This window comes from Dokdonia sp. R78006 (assembly GCF_042466145.1).
GTDB lineage: Bacteria > Bacteroidota > Bacteroidia > Flavobacteriales > Flavobacteriaceae > Dokdonia.
The window spans coordinates 1,669,501-1,694,961 of the sequence record NZ_JAXHBU010000001.1; the positions used below are offsets into that span (position 1 = coordinate 1,669,501).

Below are 25,461 nucleotides of genomic sequence, written 5' to 3' on the forward strand. Positions count from 1 at the left end.
AAGCATCACATGAATAAAGATCAAAAAGTACGTGTAGGGATTTCTATTGGAGATTTAAATGGAATAGGGGCAGAGGTTGTGATAAAGACATTTTCAGAAGTGATGATGTTTGATTTTTGTACGCCTATAATTTTTGCTTCGGCAAAGACACTTTCTTATATCAAGAAGTCTTTGAGTTTACAAGCAGAGTTTCATGGGATAGACGCTTTCGCGAAAGCGTTAGATAACAAAATAAACGTCTATAATTTATGGAAGGAGCCTGTAGAAATTAAATGGGGAGAGGCGACTGAAACAGCAGGCGATTATGCTTTGAAGTCTTTTGTGGAAGCTACCAAGGCGCTGAAAAATGGAGATATTGATGTACTTGTAACCGCTCCTATAAATAAGGCTAATATCCAGAAAGAAGATTTTACATTCCCGGGTCATACAGATTATCTAGCACAAGAGCTAGAGGGTGATGCGATGATGCTTATGATTACAGATACGCTTAAAGTAGGTTTACTAACGGATCATGTTCCTGTAAAAGATGTGGCTAGTGAGATAACGCCAGAGGTGATTGTTAAGAAGGTAAATACATTATATAATGCCTTGAAGCAAGATTTTGGTGTAGATAGGCCTAAAATTGCCTTACTGGGTATTAATCCACATGTGGGAGACAATGGAGTTATAGGAGATGATGATGATAAGGTATTGATACCTACGCTTGAAAAAATGCGTGCAAATGGTCAGTTAGTTTACGGGCCTTATGCTGCAGATAGCTTTTTTGGGTCAGGAAATTATAAAAATTTTGATGCTATCCTGGCTGCTTATCATGATCAAGGCTTGATTCCTTTTAAGACATTGTCTTTTGGTAAGGGTGTAAATTATACTGCGGGATTAGATAAGGTTCGTACTTCTCCAGATCACGGCACAGCTTATGAGATTGCTGGAAAAGGCACTGCTGATGAAGGTTCTTTTAGGGAGGCTGTGTTTTCTGCAGTAAAAATTTATAATAAAAGAAAAGAATATCAGGAGATTACAAAGGATGTACTTAAGGTTTCTCCTAGACGTGCTGGTAGAGAGCGATCAGGCAGGCCGCCAGCAAAAAGATAAGATACTAAAGAGCAATTTTAGTATTTGTAGAGAATTAAAATAAAATTGAGCTTGTGCTTTGTGATATAAAAAATTATGTATCTTTGCACGCTCCAAACGGCTGATGTGATGAAAGGATTGAAACCATACACCATACAATACGTAGGTTTAAAAGAAGGAGAGCATACATTTGATTACACGATTACAAAATCGTTCTTTGATCTTTTTGAATATGATGACTTTAATGACTCAAACATTGAGGCTACACTTCTCTTAACAAAGAAGTCTACTTTTATGGAGTTTGATTTTAAAATCTCAGGTACTATCAATGTGAATTGTGATGTTACTAATGAGCCTTATGATCAACCTGTAGAAGATGTCTACACTCTTGTAGTGAAGTTTGGTCAAGAGTTTAATAATGATATTGAAGATATTTTAATCTTGCCTTACGGTGAGTATGAAGTAAATGTCGCTCAGTATATTTATGAACTCATTATATTGGCACTGCCTAATAAGAGGGTTCACCCTGGTATTGAGGACGGGACATTGCAGTCAGATATATTAGATAAGCTGGAAGAATTAAGTATTCCAGATCAAAAAGTAAAAGAAGAAAAAGAAGATACAGATCCTAGATGGGATTCTTTAAAAAAACTATTAACAGATAAATAAGAGTACGTAATGGCACATCCTAAGAGAAAAATCTCCAAAACAAGAAGAGATAAAAGAAGAACGCATTACAAAGCTGCTATACCACAAATAGCTGTAGATCCAACAACTGGAGAGGCACACCTTTACCACAGAGCACACTGGTTTGAAGGGAAGTTGTACTATAGAGGTCAAGTAGTTATTGATAAGACGGAAGAAGTAGAGGCGTAAGCTTTGCTTTTATAAAATAGAACTCTCACGTTGTGAGAGTTTTTTTTATGCTCACAATTGATCAAAAAAAGTTAATTAAAGGCTGGTTTTGATCAATTTTTAGTATTTTTCCCCTCGTTTTTGACTATAATCGTCAATATTCGAAAAAATCTAACTGAAACAAATGAGTAAAATCTCAGCGGCAATTACAGCTGTAGGCGCTTACGTTCCAGACTATGTCTTGACCAATGAAATACTGGCAGGCATGGTAGATACTAATGATGAGTGGATAACCTCTCGCACTGGTATTAAAGAACGTAGAATCCTCAAGGAAAAGGGAAAGGGAACTTCGTTTCTAGCCATAAAGGCAGCCCAAGACCTTCTTGCAAAAAGACAACTTGACCCCTCAGAAATTGATATGGTCATAGTTGCGACTGCGACACCAGATATGCCTGTTGCATCCACAGCAGTATATACTGCAACTCAAATAGGAGCCGTAAATGCATTTGCATTTGATCTTTCGGCTGCATGTTCTAGCTTCCTTTATGGAATGTCTACAGCAGCGAGCTATATTGAGTCTGGTCGTTATAAAAAAATACTTCTTATCGGGGCAGATAAAATGTCCTCTATTATAGACTATACAGATAGAACAACCTGTATCATCTTTGGTGATGGTGCTGGTGCTGTTTTGTTTGAACCTAATCAAGAAGGATTGGGGTTACAAGACGAGCTATTAAGATCTGATGGAATAGGTAGAGAGTATCTTAAGATTGATGCCGGAGGAAGTATATTACCTCCTTCACAAGAAACTATAGATAATAAACAGCACACGGTTTTTCAAGATGGGAAGACTGTTTTTAAATTTGCAGTGTCTAATATGGCAGATGTAAGTGATAAAATAATGAAGCGTAATAACCTTACGGGTGACGACGTAGACTTCCTTATCGCACATCAAGCAAACAAGCGTATTATAGATGCTACTTCAAGACGAATGGGTCTTGATGATGATAAAGTACTTATTAATATACATAGGTATGGAAATACCACGTCAGCTACCTTACCTTTGCTGATGAGTGATTACGAAAACCAACTAAAAAAAGGAGATAATATTATATTTGCTGCCTTTGGTGGTGGATTCACTTGGGGTTCTATTTACTTCAAGTGGGCATATGACTCCAACTAAAACTAAACAAGCTAAATTCAAACACTTATGGATTTAAAAGAAATTCAAAACCTGATCAGATTTGTTGCAAAGTCTGGCGCGAGCGAAGTAAAACTTGAAATGGATGACGTAAAAATCACTATCAAGACTGGCGAAGATGATAAGGCACCTACTACTTTCTTACAGCAAATGCCTGCAATGCAAATGGCACCACAAGCGCCAGTAGCAGCAGCACCTGCTCAAGAAGCAGCGGCTCCTGTAGCACCAGCTGCTCCAGCAGAGGATGAAAATTCAAAATATATCACTATAAAGTCTCCTATTATTGGAACTTTTTATAGAAAGCCTGCACCAGACAAGCCTATGTTTGTTGAAGTAGGAAAACAAATCTCAGAAGGAGATGTACTTTGTGTTATTGAAGCGATGAAGCTTTTTAACGAGATCGAAAGTGAAGTATCTGGAACAATCGTAAAGATTCTTGTAGATGATTCTTCTCCTGTAGAGTTTGATCAACCATTATTCTTGGTAGATCCGTCATAATCCCCTACGGGTATTTTAATCATTGAGGAGGTATTGTGGTATTATGCTTTCGCGAAAGCGTAATCTTACTGCTCATTTTTACGTACCACAATAAAAAATAAACACTATGTTTAAAAAGATACTTATAGCAAATCGTGGTGAGATCGCACTCCGTGTTATACGCACGTGTAAGGAGATGGGAATCAAAACCGTAGCGGTATACTCTACTGCAGATCGTGAGAGTTTACACGTGAAGTTTGCAGATGAGGCCGTATGTATAGGACCTGCGCCTAGTGCAGAGTCTTATCTTAAAATGTCTAATGTTATTGCTGCTGCAGAGATTACAAATGCAGATGCCATTCACCCAGGATATGGTTTCTTATCTGAAAACGCAAAGTTTTCAAAAATATGTGAGGAGCACGATATCAAATTTATAGGGGCATCTGCAGAGATGATTTCTAAAATGGGAGATAAGGCAACTGCAAAGAAAACAATGAAAGCAGCTGGTGTACCATGTGTGCCTGGATCTGACGGAATTATAAAAGACTTTGAAGAGTGCCAGAAACTAGCAGATGAAACTGGTTACCCTGTAATGCTTAAAGCTACTGCCGGTGGTGGTGGTAAAGGTATGCGTGCTGTATGGAAGAAAGAAGATCTTCTTAAAGCTTGGGAAGGTGCTCGTCAAGAAAGTGCTGCAGCATTTGGTAATGACGGGATGTATATGGAAAAGCTTATTGAAGAGCCACGCCATATCGAGATTCAGATTGTAGGAGACAGTAACGGTAAAGCGTGTCACCTTTCTGAAAGAGATTGCTCTGTACAAAGACGTCACCAAAAACTTACTGAGGAGACTCCGTCACCATTTATGACAGATGACCTTCGTGAGCGTATGGGAGAAGCTGCTGTAAAAGCTGCCGAATATATTAAGTATGAAGGAGCAGGTACGGTAGAGTTTCTTGTAGATAAGCATCGCAATTTCTACTTTATGGAGATGAATACTCGTATCCAAGTAGAGCACCCTATTACAGAGCAAGTAGTAGATTACGATTTAATACGTGAGCAAATACTTGTTGCTGCTGGAGTACCAGTATCAGGAAAGAATTATTACCCACAGTTACACTCTATCGAGTGTCGTATAAACGCAGAAGATCCTTATAACGGTTTTAGACCATCACCAGGGCGCATTACTAATTTACATGCACCAGGAGGTCACGGAGTACGTATAGATACTCACGTTTATAGTGGTTATATGATTCCTCCTAATTATGATTCTATGATTGCAAAGTTGATTACTACTGCGCAAACTAGAGAAGAGGCAATTAATAAAATGAAGCGTGCTCTTGATGAGTTTGTAATAGAAGGTATTAAAACAACAATTCCTTTTCACAGACAGTTAATGGATCACCCAGATTATATCGCTGGTAATTATACAACGAAGTTTATGGAAGACTTTGTTATGAAGCCAGAAGAACAAGAATAATTTTTAAAAAATCTCGATAGCAATATCGAGATTTTTTTGATTTAGATGGTAGCGGTAGATTACTTTAATTGGGCTCGCAATATTTTCTTTATAATCACCATTTGGCCAAAATGATAATGTGAGTGTTCTAGTAGGCCTACTAAGTTATGCTCATAACTGCCATATTTTTTCAACACAAATTCTTCTTTTAATTTCTCTTGAGGAAAATCTTTTGCTAGTTGTGCACAACGATGTGTCGCCGCATAGAGTTGTTCTTTTTGTAATTGCCATGCTGCTTCCGTATTGATCAAGGGAGCATTAAAACTTAAAGAATCCTTAGCAAGAAGTGGTTTGCCTTCTAGTACATCTCCCACAGCATTTATGTAATAGTGAATATGAAATACTAGCTGCGCTATACTATTGAGTCCATAGAGACTCGTGATGCCTTCTTCTATAGAAACATCATCTAGGTGTTGCGATAGATGTGATCCCGTCAGATTAGGCCCTGTAATGAGTTTCTGTAGGTGAACGCCTAGTAATTGTGAAGTAGTCATCTATGTAGTTTTATGACAAGATATTATTTATTACGCTTTCGCGAAAGCGTGCATGGTGATCATATCTTTTATGATATAAAATTTGGCTCTTATTTTGAAAACCTTGAATACAAGTTTCTCGTATACTTAGTATGAAGAATTTGTGTTATCTACTACTTATGTTATCGCTTTCATGTCAGTATTCTTGGAGCCAAAAAATTGATAATACCACTTCTTATAGAGCAATAAACGCGAATCACTATTTTAGGTTTAGCTACGACAATGACTACTTTGCTGCAACAGATGAAAATTATACCCAAGGCTATAGTTTTGAATTGGTAGCACCATCCTTAGCTAAAAACCCTGTTAATAAGCTGTTTTATATACCTGAAAACACCGAGCGTCGCTATGGATTATCCATCGAGCATATAGGGTTTACACCTAATCATTATGAGCGCCCAGAAATACAAGTGGGCGACAGGCCATTTGCTGCAGCAATAATGCTCAAGAGCTCCATGATTGCGGTAGATGTTTCTGCAAAAAATATATTTAGTAGTGGTTTAAGTATTGGAATTATAGGCCCGGGAGCGTTTGGAGAAGAAATGCAGCGAGGCATTCATGAGGCTACTGGAAATAAAATCCCGCTAGGGTGGAAAAATCAAATTAAAAATGATCTCGTACTTAACTACGAAATAGGATATGAAAAGCAACTTGTGCGATATGAAGATCTATTTTCGCTTCAAGCGAGTGCAAATGTAATGGTAGGAACCCTTTTTACTAATGGATCACTAGGAGTAAATAGTACTGTGGGAATTATTAATAATTCATTTTCATCACTATCAGAGCGTAGCGGTTTCAAACTATATGCCTATGCCGCTCCTATGGTGAGTGTCATTGGTTATGACGCTACATTACAAGGAGGATTGATTAATCGCGATAGTCCATACACCATTGAGTCTGGAGATGTACAAAGAGTAACAGGACAGTTTGATTACGGAATTATTCTTAAAACAAAAACGCTCTATTTTGAATACACTCGCTCCGTAATCACAAAGGAATTTGCAACTCGTAGCTCTTATAAATGGGGAGGTATTAGGATTGGGTTTACGTTGTAATATTTTTATTAAACTATGAGTTAGGTCTCTTTTTATAAGTTCTTCCATACCATAGTAATATTCCAGTTATTGGTAAAGTGGCTGTAAGTAAACTTATTAAAAACGCTATTATTTTACCTGCGATACCGCCTATGGCACCTATATGTATGTCATAATTCATTCTCTGAATTTTATCTGCAACACTAGCATTTTTATACGTTCCATAAATACTTGGAGTAGTTAACTCTTCAAGAGTATGTTGATCAAAAAATCTAAAATCTGCATCATAATATAGGCCTGTGCTATTAGATACTTCAACATAAATACTTTCATGAGAGGCTTGAGGGTAATGTAGTTCAAAAGCTTCTGCTTCTGGATTTTCCTTAAGTAATTTTACAATGAGGTTGTCTATAGGTAATAGTCCTACAGAGTCTTGACTACTATTTACGTTATCTGGAATTATAAACTGAACCTCCTTATCACCACCCGTCGATTTATAGACTACATATTTAAGCCAATTGTACGACATCATAGATCCTGTAAAAGCTAAAATTAATGCTAAGGAGCAAATGTAAAAACCTACGACTGTGTGTAAATCAAAGTTTTTGCGCTTCCATCTCGTTGTTTTTTTCCAGTCGAAACGCATGCGTTGTTTTATATTTTTACGCTTTTTAGGAATCCATAAGATAAAGCCCGAAATAATGATGGCAATAAATAGTAGTATGGATACACCAACTACTTGCTCTCCTATATCTTTAGGTAGCCATAGGCGCATATGCCCTTTAAGTATAAAGGCAAAGAAACCTGTAAGGTGATTGTCTACTTGAATAACCTTACCAGAATAAGGGTTGAGAAATACACTTTGATAAAATTCTGGTTCGGCATCATAAAATATTACTTCTACAGCGTTACCAGCTTTTTTAAATACGGTTCCGTGCACTGTGTTTTCTGGAAATACTTCTTGTGCAAGCATCTTTGCCTCGGTGGGAGTAAGAATAGGCAAATCTTGAGGTGTGACCGTTTTATAATCATCATAAAGGTGCTCAATCTCTTCTCTAAAAGCCCAGCAACACCCTGTAATAGCAACTATAAAAACAACTAAGCCTGTAGCTAGACCAAGTATTTTATGAATTTGAAATATGATTTTTTTGTTAGTCATTATCAGAAATTTAAAAAAGAGGACATGACCAAGTGGTCATATCCTCTTTAGTGGGCTAATTAAAAATTATATGAAATGTTTGCCATTACTGCTCTTGGCGTTTGTGGGTTGATGGTTGTCCAGCCTTTATAATATTCTTTATTAAAAGCATTATTAACCTTTAGACCTATCCTATATTTATCTGCTTGGTAGAAAATTGAGGCATTTGCAATGACATAACTTGGAAGTGTAAACGTTCCCGTTGATGCATAGTTTATTGCAAGTCGCTCACTAGCTCCATTAAATCCTAGGCCTATACCAAAGCCATCAAGACTTCCTTCATGAAATTCATAATTTGTCCAGAAGTTATAAAGTGTTTCGGGTCCAGCTTCTAGTGGTCTACGGTTGAGAATTTCGGCGTTATCAGAAGCTGTGGTTTCACTATCATTATTACTGTATCCGGCTCTAATATTTAATCCTTTTAGCGGATTTGCATTTATTTCAATTTCAAAACCACTACTTGTAACTTCTCCGCCTTGAATTTTATTGAATGGCGAGGACGGATCAGTAATCACGCGGTCTTTTACCGTAATGTCATAGTAGCTTAGAGTAGCGTTAAGCTTATTATTAAAAAGGTTTGTTTTTAAACCAAATTCAACTTGATTAGCTTGTTCTGGATCAAAAGTTTGTAGAGTTTGCGGTCCATCTTCTGGATTTCCTACGAGTTGTGGAGCTACGTTTGTAAAACCATTCTGGTAGTTCCCAAATACGGAAAGTACATCTTTTATAGGTTGATATAATAGGCCGAACTTAGGCGAGAGTGTAGTTTGATTGTAATCATCATCTGCATTTGCTAGATCACCTTCATTATCAAAATGGTCTAATCGTAATCCCACCATCGCAGATAGCGATTCGGTGAGGTTAAGTACATCAGATGCGTATAGACTATAGATGTGATATTTTGATTTGATGTTACTTACACCTTGAGTTGCAATAGCCGCATCTACGGCAGATGTAGATAATGGAAACGGAGTGTCTTCAACATCTGCGGTAAATGGATTGTCATTATTAATTCCGCCATCTGGAGTTACATTACCATAAAAAGCATAACCTGAGCTATTGTTAGTTTCGGTTGCATTGAAGTAATCAACCCCTATTACCACTCTGTTTCTAAGAGAAGCTACTTTAAAATCACCCACAAAATTCTGTTGTATATCTGTAGTCTGGGTGTTTGCATTTTGTTTATTAATAAATCGAGAGAATGTGTCATTACCAAGAATGCCAAAATCAAATAGGTATGAGTAATAGCCTTTTGTAGATGTGGCACTTTTTGATAAAAGTGTTTGGGATTGCCATGACTCAGATAACTTATAGTCCATCTCAACCCTATAGTTTTGTGTTGGGTTTTCTAGAGTAAGCTCATTACTCGTAAATGATAATTTGTTATTGTATTCTAATTCATCAAGATTAGATGCCTCGGTAGGAGCGCTTCTATTTAAGAATAGAAATGTTGGGTTTGTTTGTTCTGCTTGGGTGATTTCTCCATAGAATGAAAATGACAGTTTGTTATTTACCTTATACGATAGAGAAGGAGCAACAAAAAATGATTTTCTAAAACCTGCATCTTGAAAGCTTTGTTCAGTAGTATATGCTGTATTTAGTCTAAAGTATAGATTGTCATCCTTACTTAGAGGAGTATTAAAATCACCTACAATCTGATTGAGTCCGTAGCTTCCAGAAGTAAAAGATAATTCTCCACCAGTCCCTGCATATGGTTTTTTAGTAACTACATTTATAAGGCCTCCATAAGAGCTTACTGCATTACCAAAAAGTGTAGCAGAGGGACCTTTCAAGACTTCTATGCGCTCTATGTTTGCAGGGTTTATAGTTCCATTTGTAAGACCCGGTAATCCATTAACTAACTGTGGTTGCACAGAAAAACCTCGTAAGGAAAAATATCCTGCACCATCACCACCACGACCTGTAGAGGTCCATAACTGTTCAACACCTGTTGCATTTTTAAGGGCATCGTCAAAGTTTGTTATTACTTGAGATTTTAATAATTCATTTGTGATAGTACTATAAACTTGCGTGTTTTCAATGTCCTTTAGAGGTAGTTTGGAAACGTAAGCAGTTTTCTTTCTTGAAAATTTATTGCGTCGTTCACCTTCTAGAATTACTTCAGATAGGATTTCATTTCCTTCATACAGCGTGATCGTGTTTAAGTTAGTTGGTAGGTCATTAGCCACCGTAACTGTAAATTCCTTTGTTTTAAAACCTAGATATGAGATTGTAAGAACATGAGTTCCATCACTCACATTTTGAATAATAAAAGTTCCATCATTTCCTGTTTGTGCTCCTTGCTTAGATGTTTTGAGAGTAGCATTAACACCGTATAGATGAGATTTATTTGCATCTACTACAGTAGCGGTGATGGAGCCTTGTTGTGCAATAGCCACATTTGTAAGCAATATGAGACTTAAGATTGGTAAAAATTGTTTCATTGTTTTTATTTAGACTTAATATAAATAGTAAATTTGATGCAAACATATCCATGTCTTTTTAAATGACCAAATTATTTATAATAATTCTAAATAGTATTTTTAGCGTCAATTTGTAATCGATGCTTTATCGAGTAGTTATAAAAGTTTATTTGCAATGATTTGAGTCCAGAATTGTGGAGGGAAGGTGAAAATTATCCTCTAAATATCAAGATAAGGGTATCAGGAATTTGCGTTACATAATTGCCCGCCACTATTAAGAGTAGGCGGTGATCAAGAAATATGTGCTCATAAATGACTTATTGAATAAGCTTAAAGCGAAAATGTTATAGTGTGCGTAAGATTTTTTCCATAGAACGACCTTTGGCCAGCTCATCAACTAGTTTGTCAAGGTATTTTTAATAGTGTCTGAACGTGTAACAGCTTTTTTAATTTTCTTCAAAAGTCATCCATAGTTTAGGATATTTATTCTTCAAATCATCTCCTTCTTCATCCCATTCATCACCAGAAATAATCATGTTTTGTCGAATTCCTATAGGCATATCTATTCCTGTCTTCTCTTCAAAGGCAATACTTGGTACATAGCTTAAGCCTTCCCAATCACCATCATTAGTATCTTCAAGTGTAGCTAGGCTTTCAATATCTTGAACTGCATTGTCAAAGATTTGTTTTCCTCTGCCTATTAACCAACCTCTGAAGTCTGAGAAGCAATCATCAGAGCACCCTCCATTAATTATATACGCAGCTGCCCAAAAGTCCCAATTGTAAATGCTTCCTTTTAAAAACTTAAAGGTGTTATTAAAAGCAACAATTTCTGGAGGATTAAGGAGTAGTAATTCTTTTTTTAATTGCTCTTGCTGCTGTTCATAATCACCATGACTTTTAATATTACTAGTCTCAACGATTTGCCAGAACTTATCTAATTGCATCTGTCTCTCGTATAAGCCGGGAGCTTGGGTAATGTTAGTTTTTTGAGATTCAAAAAATGCCTTAAAACTTTTTGAAAAGCTGAAATGATAAACTGCCATTCCATAGACGAAAATCATTACTAAGAATGGTGTTTTATTTAGAAAATAAGTGTCGGTTGTAATGAATCCAAAAATGGCTCCTAATATTCCAAAAGCAAATAGAATTATAGCAATAATCCTTGCCCAATTTTTTCCTTTATAAACCATGAGTAGTAGCCCAATAGTTAATAAGAAACGTATGAATTGTTGAAGGAGTTTGGTAGGTTCTATCTCTAATACACTCACATTGTAAAAATAAATAGTATGTATGGAGACAAGTAAAATACTTAATGAAATAAGCAATGTTCGTTTCTTTCCAAGTTTAATTAAATCGTTCATTATTAAAATTTATTCGTGATGATTTTCATTTTAGAAATATGGTAGTAACCTTTTAAATACGTTCTATCTTATACTACTGATACAACATATACCGTGGCGGTACTAAGCCATTAAGGCGTAATGCAACTAGCATTTGTGCCCTGTGGTGCGTAATGTGATCGGTGAGGATAAGTAACACTTGGCGCTTTGTGCGTTGCAGATTGCCGTAAGCTACTGTGTCATTCAATTGGGATGTATCAAGCTCTTGGATTAATTTGACAGTGTGTTCAAAAGTCTTGTTTACAGCAGCAATCATTTCCTCCTTAGTTTTGGAAGCAACTTTAAGTTCGCTATCTGTCTCCCAGTTCCTTGCTGGACGCCCATTTAAAAGTGATTCACTGTGCCAGTCCATCGCCCATGCGATGTGCATTAAGTTTTCTTCAAAACTACTAGAGGCTGGTGTAACTCTGTAGCTGTAGTTCTCACTAGGCATTGCTTCTGCAACGAGATTGAGATATTCTTGGGAGTTTTCTAAACGCTGTATATAATCGTTTATGAAATTAGTTTCTTGAGCATGTAGCAAGGTGTCGCTGATACTAAAACATAAAATGATCGATAAGATAAAAAGGTGTCTCATAGTACTTACTATTTTTTACAATATAACCACCAATTCATATCCCTAGTAACCTCAAATCCTAATCTTTTATACAATGGAATCGCAAGGTTTCCTTTGTTGGTATGTAAAATGGGTGTTTTATTTTCTTTTAAAATCTCTTGAGCGTTGTGAGCAATGAGCTGACTAGCTAGTTTTTGCTTGGTGTAATCTGGATGGGTGACTACGGAGCTTATTTCTACAAAGAGATTGGTTTGCATGCGTTGTCCCGAGATGGCAACTAGTTTACCGTTTTTAGTAATTCCATAGAAATTGCCCATTTCAAAACTGCGCTTTTGATAGAAACCAGGCATTACTAACCATACGAGCTCATAAATCTCATCAATATAAGACTCGTCCAATAATATGATATCTTCCTTGATTACAACGTCACTTAACTCTTTCAACACCATCTGACAGCCATCAATTTTTCTGTTTAGAACAATTTTTGTGTCATCTATTTGTGGAGTTTGGTTTTCTGTGACGAAGAAGAAATCTTTTCTGGTCTTTATATATTCCCTAGAAGCGCTTGCAGTCTTCGCCTCATCAAAGAAAGCCCCAAACGTGCATACCGCGGGGTTATAAAACAGAACGCCATCAAAAGTAACTGCAAACTTTTTATGTGTTTCACGTAAAGAATACCAGACAGGGTTTTCTAATTGTTGAGGTAGGGTTGTCATTGAGCTGAAGGAAGATTGAGTTTTATTAAAATTTTTACAGTTTTGTAGTCGTTTATAAAGTTGATTTCTTAGCCAAAAGTATACCTTTAAGAAAGCTTAAAATTATGACTTTATATGTGAATAGCTATTATTAGAATTCTTCTTCCAAGTTCGCTTCATATTGACGGCAAGCTTCTCTTCATAGGCAATCATGACATCTTCTGCACTTATTCCCATTCTAGCTGCTACGTCAAAAATGCACATGATAGCATCTGCATATTCAACTGGATTTTTAATGTCATTGTTAATATCGTCTTCTATTTCTTTTATCTCTTCCTTAGCTTTTTCAAGCGATCCCATTGGGGTGGCTTCTGTAAATGTTCTAAGAGACCATTCTAGTCTTTTCTTTTCTAATGCGATGATATCCATGATTTAGTTGAATTAAGCTATTTACTAAATAGATTTTTGTTTTTCTATACTTGAAATTTTCTCTTCTTTGGACGAATAGTTTTTGATAATAGTTACGGTCACGATAGCTAGCGGTATTCCTAATATTGACATAACCATCTCTGCAATAGTACTACTCATTAAAGTCTCAATAGTCTGTTCTTTAAAGATACTCTTAAGTACATAATTACCTATATAGTTAGACACAATCCATAATGTCCACCAAATTCCGATAACTGTAGTATTGCTGTCTAAGTAGTTAGAGTCTTCAGCTTTTATTAAACGTGTCGTTTTTTTCCACATTTCCCTCATTAAAGTTTTCCAATGGATTAGCCGTTTTTTTAAGGTTATATATTTGTATTTGGTATGTAGCCACCGAAAATACAACACCTTAGTGCTTTGTTTTTACGGATTCCCATATAATCATATTTTTTTTGAAATAAAGTTCATATCACCTTATCAGAAGCAAGCTTTAATACACAGTTTAAAACCCAAAAACCACCACAGTTTCCTGAGGTGGTTTTTGAAATATCACATTTTCGCGAAAGCGTAATAAAATAGTTACGCTACATCTTGATCATTATTTACATAGTCCATAAGGTCTACGTCATTACCTAATAATACTTGAGTAGGGTTGATACGACCTGCTTCTGGTCCGTTTTCTAATTTAAGTACGCCACGAGGACATACTGCGCTACATACACCACAACCTACACAGCTAGAACGTACGATGTTCTCTCCTTTCTGAGCATATGCACGTACATCAATTCCTTGCTCACAATAGGTAGAACAGTTACCACAAGAGATACATTGTCCTCCGTTTGTAGTGATTCTAAAACGAGATTTAAAACGTTGTACAAATCCTAAGTAGGCTGCTAGCGGGCATCCAAAACGACACCATACACGGTTACCAAAAATAGGGTAGAATCCAGTCCCAATTACTCCTGCAAACCAAGCACCTATCAAGAAACTATACGTATCCTTAATCCACTGCGTGTTAATACCTAGTAGCGACTCTGCTCCTGTAAAGTAGCAATATAAAGTAACCACGGTCATTACAAGTGAGAAAGCAAGTACAGAATGAATGAGCCAGCGCTCCAGCTTCCAAGCTTTCATCGTTTTATTAGAATGCTGGCGGTAAGGATCTCCAAGTGTTTCGGCAAGACCTCCACAACCACAAACCCAACTACAATACCATCTTTTTCCAAAGAAGTATACCATTACTGGTACTATCACGAGTGTAAGTACAACACCCCATACAAGGATGAAAATACCTAGGCCACCACTTTCTGTAAGTGTTTCTAGATTCCACTCAAAAAAGAAATCATAGTCAAGTGGGAATGCATTTTTAAAATCATATCCTGGCTTTCCTAAGCTAGACATGATCTCTGGAATAAGGAAGGCAAATACAATCTGGAAGAATAATACAGACGTAGTGCGTACAATCTGGTATTTATTATGACGGTACTTTATATACATACGCATAGCCATCGTGAGCATGATGGTACAGTATAAGAAACCGTACACAAACCACTGGCTGGCATCTCCACCGTTAAGCGCATTACTAATAGGGTCGAGTATAAATGTCCAGTTTACTACATAGTCTGCATTAAAATAAAGCACTAGGTAAAATAGCACGAGGTATATGAGTACTAACCAGGCAATCCAGCCGCGGTTTGTAGCTGCGTCGTGGTAGATGTGGTCGTTTTTAATTCCTGGTTTACCTAATAAAACAAGGTTAGGAAAAATAAACATAAGTGCTCCTAAGATGCTTAGTCCAAAAGTTAAGAACCACATGAGCCCTTTATTTTCAACGATGAAGCCTGTTCCTGCTTTTTTGGCTAGGGAGAAGCTAAAGGCTTGAAAGTCTTTATTATTAATGCGATACTGGTATTGTTCTCCTTTTTTATCCCACTCCTTTGCAGCGTCATATTTGGCTATTTGAGCATCATAATAGGTGTTGTTTTCGGCAAGGGCATTACGTATGGCACCTGTAAAAGCAAAGGTGCCTAGGGTTTTGCCCACTACGTCTTCGGTTATTTTTTTAGTAATGAGTTCGCTTTTAATTCCTTTTTCGGAAACAAAAGCGTCTAGTTGATCTTGTTGTAATGTAAAGCCTCCCATAAACACAGAAGCAGTCCATATTGCTAGTCCAGTAAGAAAGATAACCAGGCCTAAGTTTTTAATAATTTTCATAAGTGTAAGTCGTAAGGTAGGTTATGCAAAGATTCTTTTCCAGCTCTTTTTCTTAGGAGCGAGAGAGGTTCCGTATTGTTTGTTATACTCAGCTAGGATTTCTTTTTCGTAATGAGTGTAGAGCTCTGGGTCAAAGTTTGCATCCTTAAGATGCTCTAGTACATAGTCTGTAGTTTGACCCTCGGTAAGCCAGCGGTCAAATAGTTCGTGACGTAGGCGAATCCCAAAATTATTTATTCCTATAAACTTGCGAGTACCTTCTTGCATCTCGATAGTGATACATTTATTATCATCCTTATGCATCCAGTGGAAGTGGATATTACCTTCTTTAGGTTTTGAGAACACCCATCCGTAGGTCTGGTACTCTATATCCATAAACTTAGCACTATTAAACCAGTGTCCCGGGTTATATGCTGTAGGTTTTCCAGTAAGTGTCTGAGCAAGTGCCTCGCCCATCATTCTGCCCGTATACCAGACAGCCTCTATAGGACGACGGCCGTTTATACCCTCGTGCTGCTCTGCACAATCACCTATGGCATAAATATCTTTTATATTAGTCTCTAGCATAGGATTGACCTTGATACCTCGTCCTAGCTCAATACCGCTATCTTTTAAGAAAGCCACATTAGGAGACACACCAGCGGTAAGACCTACAACGTTACAAGCAATCTCTTCGCCAGTCTCTTTTATAGTTACAGCGCGTACTTTACCATGATCATCTGCTAGAATACTGTCTAGATTAAAACCTAATCGTAAATCTACGTGATGGCTTTTTATGTGACGATTGAGCATCTGGCTTTCACCTATAGGGAGCACTCCGTTCCAGAAGTTATTCTCACGAACTAAAAAAGTCACAGGGATGTCACGAGTGAGTAACATCTCTACCATCTCAATACCTATAAGACCTCCACCTACTACCACAGCACGTTTACACGTTTTGTTATCTGGAGCATTTGCTTCTAGTTTATCTAAATCTTGTTTTGAATACAACCCTTGTACACCCTCGAGATCTTGACCGGGCCAGCCAAATTTATTAGGAGTAGATCCCACGGCAAGCACTAGCTTATCATAACTCATTTTTTCACCACTAGAAAGTAGTAATTGTTTGTTTTCATGATCTACAGTCTCTACGAAAGCGCGTTTAAGATCAATGCGGTTTTTCTTCCAGAAATAATCTTCATACGGTTTTGTATGTTCATATTTCATGTGTCCCATATAGATATACATGAGTGCCGTACGAGAAAAGAAGTGATCCGTTTCGGCAGAAATGATGGTGATCTTTTTGTCAGAAGCTTTGCGGATGTGTCTCGCGGTGGTTACGCCAGAAATACCGTTACCTATAATGACGATGTGTTCTTCCATAGAGGTTGGTTTTATATGATTTTCACCTAAGTAAAAACTAAAAAATGAATGGTTGTTGTTATCTCGCTTTCGCGAAAAAATCTTTTTGTTACCCTTTCGCGAAAGCAAAATATATAGTAGTCTAAACAAGCATTTTAAAACTTGTTTCTATGAGATAACATATCCTTGGGTCGTTTTAAAGATAACAAACTTAATGTGATGCTGTCTATTTAGAATTTATCTAAATGAAGAGAGTGCTGTAAGGAAATTATAGTCTTGATTATGAAGCGTGTTGAATTGATTATTTTAAATTTTTAATGGTCTAGTTGTAAGTCTCTCTATTTGAGCTCGACCCATTGTGCAGAAAAAAGTTTACTTATGAAATCAATTACCAACCTCGCACTACTTCTCGTAATCACCTTGTCAAGTGTGCATATCCAAGCTCAAGATACTGCATCATTTTTTTCTGATGCAGATACTTTCTTTAAGGCAAACGTAAAAAACGGTTTAGTTAACTATGCCGCTGTAAAGGCAAACCCGCAAGCGCTAGATGAGCTATTAGAAAATGCAGCATCTATATCTGCAAGCACATCTGATACGGCAACGTATCAATCGTTTTGGATTAACGCATACAATCTAGCAGTAATAAAAGGAATCACAGAGAAGTATCCAGTAAAGCAACCACTATCTATAAAAGGTTTCTTTGATAAAAACACCTTCAAGTTAGGCGGGACAAATATCACTTTAAACGATATAGAAAATAAGAAGTTAAGAGCACAATTTCCAGGTGAACCTCGTTTTCACTTTGTGCTAGTATGTGCAGGACTAGGATGTCCACCTATCATCAATGAGGCATATACACCAGCCAAATTAAAATCACAATTACAACGCCAGACTACGCTTGCTGTAAATAATCCTAACTTCATTAAAGTGAAAGGAAATAAGGTGCAGATTTCTCAAATATTTGAATGGTATAAAGAAGACTTTGTACGCAATGGTACAGAGATAGATTTTTTAAATAAATACCGCAAAGAGGCTATTTCTAGTGATGCAAAGCTGTCATACTACTCTTATGACTGGACACTTAATGATACTAAATAATAGTTTCTAGTACATTAGAGCTGGTATATATTACTTGCTATAACTCCATTAAAATTTACCTGCTAAAACTACTCGACACTAGTCGGGGTAGATAATTATTGTCTTAAAAGCCGTTCTCACCAGATAGTATTAAACCCTAGCCGTCTGGTGTGTGACGCACAAATAAATAATTAAAAACAACTACAATGAAAAAAACAATCCTACTAGTCGCTTTAATGCTTATTGCAGCAACTTCTTTTGCACAAGATAATACAGAAAACCTTGAAGAAGGAGGCTCTGTAATACAGACACTCACACCTTCTAAACTTATCTCAAAAGGGCAATTTGACATCAAATGGTTTAATAATCTGTACACAGAGACTAAAGATACCTTTGGAGAGAATGGTGAGGATCGTGATATCCCAAGAAATAATTTCTTCACATCAACACTTGAAGTGTATACCGGTGTTTCAAATAATAATAGAGTAAACGTAGGATTAATACTAGAGGCAAGATCTAGCACTATAGGCGGTCGTGATGCCTTTGATGTATTTAAATTTGATGGTGAGCGAGGCACTGCTCGTAGCGGTCTTACATCTATAGCACCATCTGTAAAGTTTGTTCCATTTAGTAAAGTAAATAACTTCTCTATCCAGAGTTCGTTTTTTATTCCTCTAGTAGATAATGAGACAGAAGAAGGTGTTTTTCTTGATCAAAAAGGATTTACATGGCAAAACAGATTTTTCTTTGATCATACTTTTGCAGGAGGAGACTGGCAACTATTTGCAGATTTGAATTCTGAGCTCAACTTTGGAGATGATGAGGATAGTTTTGCAAATGATAGTTTGCGTCTTACTCCTGGATTGTTTTTAAGTTATTTCCCAAGTTCGAAATTTACAGTATTAGGCCTTGTACAGCACTCACAACTTCTTGACCTAGGAAACGAATTCTCGCAAGACTTTACAGCTGTAGGTGGTGGGGCAAAATATCAACTTACAGACGCCCTCAACCTTGAGGCATTGTATACAAACTTTGTAAGAGGAAACGATACTGGATTAGGGCAGACTTTTAACCTAGGGTTGAGAGCCGTTTTTTAACATATAGCTAGAGCGCTTAGGTTCCCCTAATCTAAGCTCTTTACGAGTGCAATGTATATTCATATACGTTAACTACAATGAGTATACAGCACACTATGATAGACCTTGAGAGTTACCCAGCTCTTAGGGTCTTATTGTTTTTGAGATCTTCTCTTATAGCTCATATGCTTTTCAAATTTTAATCATAAACACATATCTTTAAATCAAAAAAATAAGTAGATGAAAAATATTATAGGATGTTTCTTTTTATTGATTTGTCTACAAGCATGTACCGCTCAAAAAACAGAAGAAAAGAAAATTAATGGGGTGAGTTTTGTTGCAAATCGTAATCCTGTAGATAGCACTCATGTAAGCCCTGTACAACTCGTAAATGCAAACTATGCTGCGGTAATGCCGTTTGGGTTTGTGCCACAAAAAGATATACCACAAATTATATACAATACAGACAGGCAGTGGTATGGTGAGACCAGAGAAGGAGGTCGCAACTATGTGTCAGAACTTCATAAAGCAGGTATTGAGGTGATGGTAAAACCACAGATATGGATACGTAATGGTGAGTTTACAGGATACCTTAAAATGGAGACAGAAGCAGAGTGGGAAGCACTAGAAGATTCATACCGCAACTTTATAATTGATTATGCCACACTAGCTCAAGAAGAAGGAGCAACCATCTTTTGCATAGGTACAGAGTTAGAACAATTTGTAACAAACAGACCAGATTTTTGGACGCAACTTATTATTGATATAAGAAAGGTGTACAATGGTAAACTTACGTATGCTGCAAACTGGGATGAGTATAAGAAAACCCCATTTTGGAGCCAACTAGACTACATAGGTATTGATGCTTATTTTCCTGTTTGTGATGATCAAACGCCATCTGTGGAGTGTGTTACAGCGGGATGGCAACGATGGAAGGAGGAGATGTCCGCTTTCGCGAAAGCGCAAAACCGCAAAGTGATTTTCACAGAATTTGGGTACCGCTCTGTAGATTATACAGGCAAAGAACCTTGGAAGGCAGATAGATCTATGACCACCGTAAATCTTAAAGGACAGGCACAAGCGACGCAAGCTCTCTTTGATACAGTATGGGATGAAGAGTGGATGGCAGGAGGATTTATATGGAAGTGGTTCATAAAACATGATGAGGTAGGAGGTCCAGAAAACAACCAGTTTACACCCCAAAATAAACCAGCCGAAGCTGTAATAAGACAGCATTATGGTAAGTATTAAATAAGATGCTCATCATTTATTTAAGTAAATAATGGCGTGTTGCGCAATGATTGTGCATTACTTTCGACCAACGTTTTTAATATAGCTATTGCCTTTATGAAATATTTCTCCCTCGTCTGCGCGCTGTTGATGACTTCATTTCTTTTTTCACAAGAACCTATTATAGAAGAAATCACTTTTGAAGGGTTAAAACGTGTAGATGAATCTTTATTGAGAAGGCTTATTAAAGTAAAATCACAAACGGCATATGACTCTATTAAAGTCGCAACAGATATTGAGCGTTTAAATAGACTACCAGCCATTGCAAATGCAACCGTTGTTCAAACTAAACTTACAGACAGCACGTACAAACTCACCTATAAGATTGTCGAAAACTTTACCATTATTCCAGGTTTGCGCATCTCTGAGGCAAACGATGGTAGTTTTGCTTTTCGCGTAAGCGCATTCGAATTTAATTTTCTTGGTCAAAGTCAGATACTTGGTGGCTTTTATCAGCGGGATGTTTTTGACTCTTATGGAGCTTACTGGGAAGCACCTTTCTTAATTACTAATAAATTAGGGTTAGGTGTCAACTATATTAAAAATGTGACTTTTGAACCTATTTACCTCGATGAAACTCCTATAAACTACAAGAAAGATGATGTAGGTGCAGAGATTTATGGTTTGTATGAAATAGATTTTCACAACAAGGCAGAGTTAGGAGTGAGAGTGTTGAAAGAGTCTTACGACATTGATGATACGGAGGTGCAAAGTGTACTGCCAGCTGGACTTGATGCAAATAAAGTATCTCTACGCGGAGAGTATGAGACTAATTTTTTAAACATCACGTATCAATATGTAGAGGGAGTGCGTAACCTTCTTGATGTGCGTTATGTTTTAGGCGGTGATGGTCTCTTAGAAGAAGGGCTTGTAGCACAAAATGCAACAGAGTATTTTAAAAAAATAGGAACAAAGGGGAACTGGGCAAGTAGACTACAGCTAGGGTATGCTTCTTATAATGAATCTGAGTTTGCTCCTTTTACGGTTGATAATCAGTTTAATCTTAGAGGAGCAGGTAATGATATTGATAGAGGGACATCCTTTGTTTTTGTAAATACAGAATACAGACACACGCTTATAGAAAAGGACTGGTTTGTACTTCAAGGAAATGCTTTTGTAGATGCTGGATCAATACGAAGTCCTAGAGAGGGTTTTGATAATCTAGCGAGTATTAATAATGTGGAGCTGTACTCTGGTCTTGGAGTGCGCTTTATACATAAACGTATCTTCAACGCTGTCATTAGGTTGGACTATGGAGTAGGACTGGGAGCTACTCAAAATCGCGGACTTGTATTCGGGATAGGGCAGTATTTTTAATGTAAGAGAATTTGTAGATTATGAGATAATCTAATTATAAAGCATAGTAAATCCTATCGTACATGAAATACTTTTGGTTATACATTCTACTCATGCTGTATTGCTCTATGAGTAATGCGCAAGAAGGCATTGTGGAGGATTTTACCATTCATGGCAATAAAAAACTTAAGACCTCTTTTATTAAATTAATTAGTGATTTGCGTGTAGATAGTCCTTTAGATTCTACATTACTAGAGGTAGATATTATAAGACTCAAAAGACTACCAGCAGTACGGCACGCATATTATCAAGTGATTCCTTCTTATGATAATTATGAAGTTCGCTATTATATTGAAGAGAATATAACGATAAACCCTCAGCTCAATGTCTATACTACAAATGATGATGAATTTGCCTTTAGAATAGGTCTATACGAGTTCAATACCTTAGGGAGAAATATAGCCTTTGGAGGATTTTATCAACGAGATATTTTTAATTCTTATGGGGTGAACCTTAGAGCTCCATTTTTATTTAATAATAAGCTAGGAGTTGCGATAAATGCGCAGCGATTAACTACACAAGAACCTGTTTTTCTAGACGAAGGTACCGCAGATTATAAGTACAGTAACACCTCTTTTGAAATATTAGGATTATATGCCATAAACTTTAAGCATCGGGTAGAGGCAGGTGTAAATTTATTTAATGAAAAATATGAATACCTAGCTGGTGCGACTTCTGCAGGGGTTCCTCAAGAATTTAATGTAGATAAGATTCTTTTAAAAGGTATCTATGAATATAACGCACTAGATTACTATTACCAGTATATATCTGGTTTTAGGAGCACATTTAATGTGCAGCATGTGATGGCAAATGATCGCAGATTACCCGATTTTACAATCTGGTGGAATGACTTTCAATATTATACTAGAGTAGGTGATAAGGGTAATTGGGCAAACAGATTACGAGTAGGTCTAGCATCTAATGCAGACTCACCATTTGCACCATTTTCTGTAGATAACAATTTAAATATAAGAGGAGTAGGGAATACGATAGATCGTGGCACAGGAGTAATTGTGATAAACACAGAGTATAGACATACACTGGTTGATAAAGAATCATTTGTATTACAAGGTAATGTGTTTGTAGATGCAGGATCTTGGAGAAATCCAGGTGGAGATTTTGATGATTTTGGAGATGATCAAAACCTTAGAGTGTATCCCGGACTAGGATTGCGTTTTACTCACAAAAAGATTTTTAATGCAACTTTTAGGATTGATTATGGATATGGAATAACCCCAAACTCCACTAGCGGATTCGTATTTGGAGTAGGGCAATACTTTTAATCAAGAGTGAATTACTATTAAACCTGTAGCTGACTAGTAGCAGTAGGTTGTCCAGTATTTAAATGCTGTAAATTGCGCAAGATAGTACGCTTAAAAAGAGTGATATCATATGGCTTTACGATAATATCTGTAAGTCCAGCGTTGTAGATTTTATAACGCATTTCCTTTACCTCTACAGCTGTAAGCGCTATAATAGGGATTTTTTTATCAAAGAGTCTAATCTCTTTAGTAGCTTCTAATCCGTCTTTTACAGGCATATTAATATCCATAAGGATAAGATCATATTCATTATCTCTAGCGCATTCTACAGCTTCATGACCATTATTTGCAATGCTGCAAGTAACTTCTAGTTTCTGTAGTATTTTCTTTGTCACTATTTGATTGATACGGTTATCATCTACAATAAGGATGCGTTTATTTTTGAGTTGTTTGTCATCTATAATAACTATGGGATCCACAATTAATGATTCATTTGACATCTCAAAGTCTAGCGTAAAGAAAAATGTAGAACCTTTTCCCACCTTACTTGATAAGTGTATTTCAGCTCCAGAAAGTGCTAGTAGCTTTTGTACAATAGGCAGTCCTAATCCAGTACCTTGATATGTGTAGTGTCTTGAGCTTACTTGAGAAAATTCATCAAATATACTTTGTTGTTTTTCTTCTGGAATCCCTATACCCGTATCTTGAATTGTAAAGTGAATACTAGCCTTTTGATCATTAAGACCAGACGCTTCAAGTAATATATAGATGTCCCCATTTTCTGTAAACTTACATGCATTCCCCACTAAGTTCATTAGTATTTGAGAAAGCCTAGTAGCATCACCCTTTACAAACTCTGGAACGTTGTCATCAATGTTAATATGAATGTTGTTCTTGTTTTGCTGGCGCATGTATTCAAAAGAAGAGACGATGTTCTTAATAAAATCTCTTGTATTAAAAACTTCATTATTTTCTATAACTGTATTTGAATCAATTTTATTGATTTGTAGTACATCATTTATGAGCGCAAGCAGGTAGTCTGCCGAGAATTTGAGAGACTTAAGATCTTGTTGATGAGATTTTAATTTTGGATCATCCATGAGGATAGTACTGAGCCCTATAACACCATAGAGAGGAGTTCTTAACTCATGGCTCACCGTTGAGAAAAAGGCCGTCTTAGCTTTTGTAGACTCCTCAGATTCATTCTTTGCCGTAAGATATTCTATGTTCTTTTCAGTCAGGCTTTTTACATAATCTTTCTTACTTCTATACATTCTATAGAGTAGGATTAAGAGCAGAATACTTGATGCGGTAACAACAATTAGAAATTTATTCCAGTTTATTTGGCTTCTTACGATTTCTGCCTGAAGCCTGTTTTTTAATTCATTTCTCTCAATATTCTTTTTGTATTCGGCTACTTGAAAGTTTGCTGCTATTTTTTGAGATTCCTCATTCTGATATTCTTCTGTAGTTTCCTCATATAAATTTTGATATTTCACTCCATACTCATAAGCTTCCTTGTACCTTTTTTGACCATAAAGGCTCAAACTATAACTGAGGTAGCTATCTGCAAGTTCAAAGCTAGAAGACTGTAACAAGGTGTCTTTAAAAATCCTTGATAAATGATAATCTACTTTCTTGTAATTTTTCTCATGTAAATAGTAAATGGCCCATTGATTTTCAAGGTTTGCTTTTAGCCCATTTGATAGGTGGTCTTTAAGTTGATCTGCCTTCGTTAGGTACTTTAATGATTTATCAAATCGCTCATGTTCTTGTAGCGTAAGTACAGCGTTTAGATAAGCATTACTTAAGTTAAATGAATCTTTTAATTTTCTGAATACTATAATAGACTTGTCATGGTATTGAAGAGCTTTTTCCATTGAGGACTCAGAGTAACCATAAAGATTTGCAAGATCCATATAGGTCAGACCTAGCCCTAGACTATCTTGTGCGAGGCTAGCGTACTCTTGAGATCGCTCAAAGCTTTCTCTAGCTTGTATGGTATCTAGTAAAATCAAATAGTCATACCCTAGATATCTAAAGCCACTTTGTAAATAACCAGTATCATTTATTTTTTTTGCCTCTTCAATGATTCTAACATTAAGCTCGAGCGATTTACTATAGTTATTAGCCTCGTAATAGGTGGCCGAAGAGTCCATGAGACGCTGTAATCTTTCTTTTATTTTCAAGCTGTCAATCTGTGCAGTTCCTATAGAACTAGACATAATTAGGATTAAAAAAAAAGTAATTCTCTTCATTTCAGTGGTTTAATGTCCAGCAATATACAAAACATTAATAAAAATGGTATTTAATCGTGTGATTTGATATAAATGTTAAGAAAAATCCTACAAAAATAAGATTACTTAGTTAAGACTATCTCAATTAATAATGACTTAACGTTCTCAAACACTGATGCTCGATATATTTGTGACTAACTAAAACCAAAAA

The 25,461-nt window shown here is 36.5% G+C and carries 23 protein-coding genes and 1 pseudogene; 12 read left to right on the forward strand and 12 right to left on the reverse strand.

What is annotated here, in order from left to right:
• Window positions 1-9 precede the first annotated feature (9 nt).
• The 6 genes from pdxA to accC all read left to right on the forward strand — a co-directional run bounded on the left by pdxA (window position 10) and on the right by accC (window position 5,084).
• A complete protein-coding gene (gene pdxA, locus SJY37_RS07475; RefSeq protein ID WP_298330039.1) occupies window positions 10-1,092 on the forward strand; it encodes a 4-hydroxythreonine-4-phosphate dehydrogenase PdxA in 1,083 nt (360 codons plus the stop codon).
• A gap of 108 nt (window positions 1,093-1,200) precedes the next feature.
• Complete coding sequence (locus SJY37_RS07480; RefSeq protein WP_298330036.1) at window positions 1,201-1,740, forward strand: DUF177 domain-containing protein; 540 nt, start codon at window positions 1,201-1,203, stop codon at window positions 1,738-1,740.
• Window positions 1,741-1,749: 9 nt separating this feature from the next.
• The gene (rpmF, locus tag SJY37_RS07485) at window positions 1,750-1,947 is read left to right on the forward strand and encodes a 50S ribosomal protein L32 (protein WP_013750156.1); all 198 of its coding nucleotides are present in this window, start codon (window positions 1,750-1,752) and stop codon (window positions 1,945-1,947) included.
• Window positions 1,948-2,110: 163 nt separating this feature from the next.
• On the forward strand, window positions 2,111-3,109 hold the full coding sequence (locus tag SJY37_RS07490; RefSeq protein WP_013750155.1) for a beta-ketoacyl-ACP synthase III: 999 nt from the start codon (window positions 2,111-2,113) through the stop codon (window positions 3,107-3,109).
• A 27-nt stretch (window positions 3,110-3,136) separates the two neighbouring features.
• Window positions 3,137-3,625, forward strand: coding sequence for an acetyl-CoA carboxylase biotin carboxyl carrier protein (gene accB / locus SJY37_RS07495; RefSeq protein ID WP_298330023.1), 489 nt, complete (start codon window positions 3,137-3,139; stop codon window positions 3,623-3,625).
• A gap of 106 nt (window positions 3,626-3,731) precedes the next feature.
• Entirely contained in the window at window positions 3,732-5,084 is a 1,353-nt protein-coding gene (accC, locus tag SJY37_RS07500; RefSeq protein WP_298330020.1) for an acetyl-CoA carboxylase biotin carboxylase subunit, read from the forward strand.
• A 59-nt stretch (window positions 5,085-5,143) separates the two neighbouring features.
• Here accC and SJY37_RS07505 read toward each other — a convergent pair whose 3' ends face one another.
• Window positions 5,144-5,617 (reverse strand): DUF1572 domain-containing protein, encoded by a 474-nt coding sequence (locus tag SJY37_RS07505; RefSeq protein ID WP_298330017.1) that lies wholly within the window; start codon window positions 5,615-5,617, stop codon window positions 5,144-5,146.
• Window positions 5,618-5,748: 131 nt separating this feature from the next.
• On the opposite strand from SJY37_RS07505, the gene SJY37_RS07510 reads away from it, so the two are divergent.
• Window positions 5,749-6,711 carry a lipid A deacylase LpxR family protein gene (locus SJY37_RS07510; RefSeq protein ID WP_379952948.1) on the forward strand — a complete coding sequence of 321 codons (963 nt, stop codon included), beginning with the start codon at window positions 5,749-5,751 and terminating at the stop codon, window positions 6,709-6,711.
• Window positions 6,712-6,724: 13 nt separating this feature from the next.
• On the opposite strand, the gene SJY37_RS07515 is transcribed toward SJY37_RS07510, so the two are convergent.
• The 10 genes and pseudogenes from SJY37_RS07515 to SJY37_RS07560 form a co-directional block, all read right to left on the reverse strand.
• Window positions 6,725-7,849 (reverse strand): PepSY domain-containing protein, encoded by a 1,125-nt coding sequence (locus tag SJY37_RS07515; protein ID WP_298330011.1) that lies wholly within the window; start codon window positions 7,847-7,849, stop codon window positions 6,725-6,727.
• 59 nt (window positions 7,850-7,908) lie between these two features.
• Window positions 7,909-10,332: a TonB-dependent receptor gene (locus tag SJY37_RS07520; RefSeq protein ID WP_298330008.1), complete on the reverse strand. Its 2,424-nt coding sequence runs from the start codon at window positions 10,330-10,332 to the stop codon at window positions 7,909-7,911.
• A 323-nt stretch (window positions 10,333-10,655) separates the two neighbouring features.
• Window positions 10,656-10,724, reverse strand: a pseudogene (locus SJY37_RS07525) (DUF2200 family protein); the annotation flags it as partial.
• A 33-nt stretch (window positions 10,725-10,757) separates the two neighbouring features.
• On the reverse strand, window positions 10,758-11,675 hold the full coding sequence (locus SJY37_RS07530; RefSeq protein ID WP_298330005.1) for a DUF4240 domain-containing protein: 918 nt from the start codon (window positions 11,673-11,675) through the stop codon (window positions 10,758-10,760).
• Between the two features lie 73 nt (window positions 11,676-11,748).
• Window positions 11,749-12,291: a DinB family protein gene (locus SJY37_RS07535; RefSeq protein ID WP_298330002.1), complete on the reverse strand. Its 543-nt coding sequence runs from the start codon at window positions 12,289-12,291 to the stop codon at window positions 11,749-11,751.
• 8 nt (window positions 12,292-12,299) lie between these two features.
• Window positions 12,300-12,986 (reverse strand): GNAT family N-acetyltransferase, encoded by a 687-nt coding sequence (locus SJY37_RS07540; RefSeq protein ID WP_298330000.1) that lies wholly within the window; start codon window positions 12,984-12,986, stop codon window positions 12,300-12,302.
• 102 nt (window positions 12,987-13,088) lie between these two features.
• A complete protein-coding gene (locus SJY37_RS07545) occupies window positions 13,089-13,394 on the reverse strand; it encodes a dATP/dGTP pyrophosphohydrolase domain-containing protein (protein WP_298329997.1) in 306 nt (101 codons plus the stop codon).
• A 24-nt stretch (window positions 13,395-13,418) separates the two neighbouring features.
• A complete protein-coding gene (locus SJY37_RS07550) occupies window positions 13,419-13,715 on the reverse strand; it encodes a DUF4328 domain-containing protein (RefSeq protein ID WP_298329994.1) in 297 nt (98 codons plus the stop codon).
• Window positions 13,716-13,973: 258 nt separating this feature from the next.
• The gene (locus tag SJY37_RS07555; protein WP_298329991.1) at window positions 13,974-15,608 is read right to left on the reverse strand and encodes a 4Fe-4S binding protein; all 1,635 of its coding nucleotides are present in this window, start codon (window positions 15,606-15,608) and stop codon (window positions 13,974-13,976) included.
• Window positions 15,609-15,629: 21 nt separating this feature from the next.
• Complete coding sequence (locus tag SJY37_RS07560) at window positions 15,630-16,970, reverse strand: NAD(P)/FAD-dependent oxidoreductase (protein ID WP_298329988.1); 1,341 nt, start codon at window positions 16,968-16,970, stop codon at window positions 15,630-15,632.
• Window positions 16,971-17,327: 357 nt separating this feature from the next.
• On the opposite strand from SJY37_RS07560, the gene SJY37_RS07565 reads away from it, so the two are divergent.
• The 5 genes from SJY37_RS07565 (at window position 17,328) to SJY37_RS07585 (ending at window position 23,034) form a co-directional block, all read left to right on the forward strand.
• On the forward strand, window positions 17,328-18,050 hold the full coding sequence (locus tag SJY37_RS07565; RefSeq protein ID WP_298329986.1) for a DUF547 domain-containing protein: 723 nt from the start codon (window positions 17,328-17,330) through the stop codon (window positions 18,048-18,050).
• A gap of 185 nt (window positions 18,051-18,235) precedes the next feature.
• Window positions 18,236-19,126, forward strand: coding sequence for a hypothetical protein (locus tag SJY37_RS07570; protein ID WP_298329984.1), 891 nt, complete (start codon window positions 18,236-18,238; stop codon window positions 19,124-19,126).
• Window positions 19,127-19,345: 219 nt separating this feature from the next.
• Window positions 19,346-20,356 (forward strand): glycoside hydrolase family 113, encoded by a 1,011-nt coding sequence (locus SJY37_RS07575; RefSeq protein ID WP_298329981.1) that lies wholly within the window; start codon window positions 19,346-19,348, stop codon window positions 20,354-20,356.
• A 96-nt stretch (window positions 20,357-20,452) separates the two neighbouring features.
• Window positions 20,453-21,712: a POTRA domain-containing protein gene (locus tag SJY37_RS07580; protein WP_298329978.1), complete on the forward strand. Its 1,260-nt coding sequence runs from the start codon at window positions 20,453-20,455 to the stop codon at window positions 21,710-21,712.
• A 62-nt stretch (window positions 21,713-21,774) separates the two neighbouring features.
• On the forward strand, window positions 21,775-23,034 hold the full coding sequence (locus SJY37_RS07585; protein ID WP_379952949.1) for an outer membrane protein assembly factor: 1,260 nt from the start codon (window positions 21,775-21,777) through the stop codon (window positions 23,032-23,034).
• 17 nt (window positions 23,035-23,051) lie between these two features.
• Here the strand turns inward: SJY37_RS07585 and SJY37_RS07590 are convergent, their stop codons facing one another.
• A complete protein-coding gene (locus SJY37_RS07590; RefSeq protein WP_298329972.1) occupies window positions 23,052-25,238 on the reverse strand; it encodes an ATP-binding protein in 2,187 nt (728 codons plus the stop codon).
• Window positions 25,239-25,461: the final 223 nt, after the last annotated feature.

Bases quoted from the DNA above. Each gene is read 5' to 3' on its own strand.
- pdxA (WP_298330039.1), top strand. From the start codon at position 10: ATGAATAAAGATCAAAAAGTACGTGTAGGGATTTCTATTGGAGATTTA.
- SJY37_RS07480 (WP_298330036.1), top strand. From the start codon at position 1,201: ATGAAAGGATTGAAACCATACACCATACAATACGTAGGTTTAAAAGAA.
- rpmF (WP_013750156.1), top strand. From the start codon at position 1,750: ATGGCACATCCTAAGAGAAAAATCTCCAAAACAAGAAGAGATAAAAGA.
- SJY37_RS07490 (WP_013750155.1), top strand. From the start codon at position 2,111: ATGAGTAAAATCTCAGCGGCAATTACAGCTGTAGGCGCTTACGTTCCA.
- accB (WP_298330023.1), top strand. From the start codon at position 3,137: ATGGATTTAAAAGAAATTCAAAACCTGATCAGATTTGTTGCAAAGTCT.
- accC (WP_298330020.1), top strand. From the start codon at position 3,732: ATGTTTAAAAAGATACTTATAGCAAATCGTGGTGAGATCGCACTCCGT.
- SJY37_RS07505 (WP_298330017.1), bottom strand. From the start codon at position 5,617: ATGACTACTTCACAATTACTAGGCGTTCACCTACAGAAACTCATTACA.
- SJY37_RS07510 (WP_379952948.1), top strand. From the start codon at position 5,749: ATGAAGAATTTGTGTTATCTACTACTTATGTTATCGCTTTCATGTCAG.
- SJY37_RS07515 (WP_298330011.1), bottom strand. From the start codon at position 7,849: ATGACTAACAAAAAAATCATATTTCAAATTCATAAAATACTTGGTCTA.
- SJY37_RS07520 (WP_298330008.1), bottom strand. From the start codon at position 10,332: ATGAAACAATTTTTACCAATCTTAAGTCTCATATTGCTTACAAATGTG.
- SJY37_RS07530 (WP_298330005.1), bottom strand. From the start codon at position 11,675: ATGAACGATTTAATTAAACTTGGAAAGAAACGAACATTGCTTATTTCA.
- SJY37_RS07535 (WP_298330002.1), bottom strand. From the start codon at position 12,291: ATGAGACACCTTTTTATCTTATCGATCATTTTATGTTTTAGTATCAGC.
- SJY37_RS07540 (WP_298330000.1), bottom strand. From the start codon at position 12,986: ATGACAACCCTACCTCAACAATTAGAAAACCCTGTCTGGTATTCTTTA.
- SJY37_RS07545 (WP_298329997.1), bottom strand. From the start codon at position 13,394: ATGGATATCATCGCATTAGAAAAGAAAAGACTAGAATGGTCTCTTAGA.
- SJY37_RS07550 (WP_298329994.1), bottom strand. From the start codon at position 13,715: ATGTGGAAAAAAACGACACGTTTAATAAAAGCTGAAGACTCTAACTAC.
- SJY37_RS07555 (WP_298329991.1), bottom strand. From the start codon at position 15,608: ATGAAAATTATTAAAAACTTAGGCCTGGTTATCTTTCTTACTGGACTA.
- SJY37_RS07560 (WP_298329988.1), bottom strand. From the start codon at position 16,970: ATGGAAGAACACATCGTCATTATAGGTAACGGTATTTCTGGCGTAACC.
- SJY37_RS07565 (WP_298329986.1), top strand. From the start codon at position 17,328: ATGAAATCAATTACCAACCTCGCACTACTTCTCGTAATCACCTTGTCA.
- SJY37_RS07570 (WP_298329984.1), top strand. From the start codon at position 18,236: ATGAAAAAAACAATCCTACTAGTCGCTTTAATGCTTATTGCAGCAACT.
- SJY37_RS07575 (WP_298329981.1), top strand. From the start codon at position 19,346: ATGAAAAATATTATAGGATGTTTCTTTTTATTGATTTGTCTACAAGCA.
- SJY37_RS07580 (WP_298329978.1), top strand. From the start codon at position 20,453: ATGAAATATTTCTCCCTCGTCTGCGCGCTGTTGATGACTTCATTTCTT.
- SJY37_RS07585 (WP_379952949.1), top strand. From the start codon at position 21,775: ATGAAATACTTTTGGTTATACATTCTACTCATGCTGTATTGCTCTATG.
- SJY37_RS07590 (WP_298329972.1), bottom strand. From the start codon at position 25,238: ATGTCTAGTTCTATAGGAACTGCACAGATTGACAGCTTGAAAATAAAA.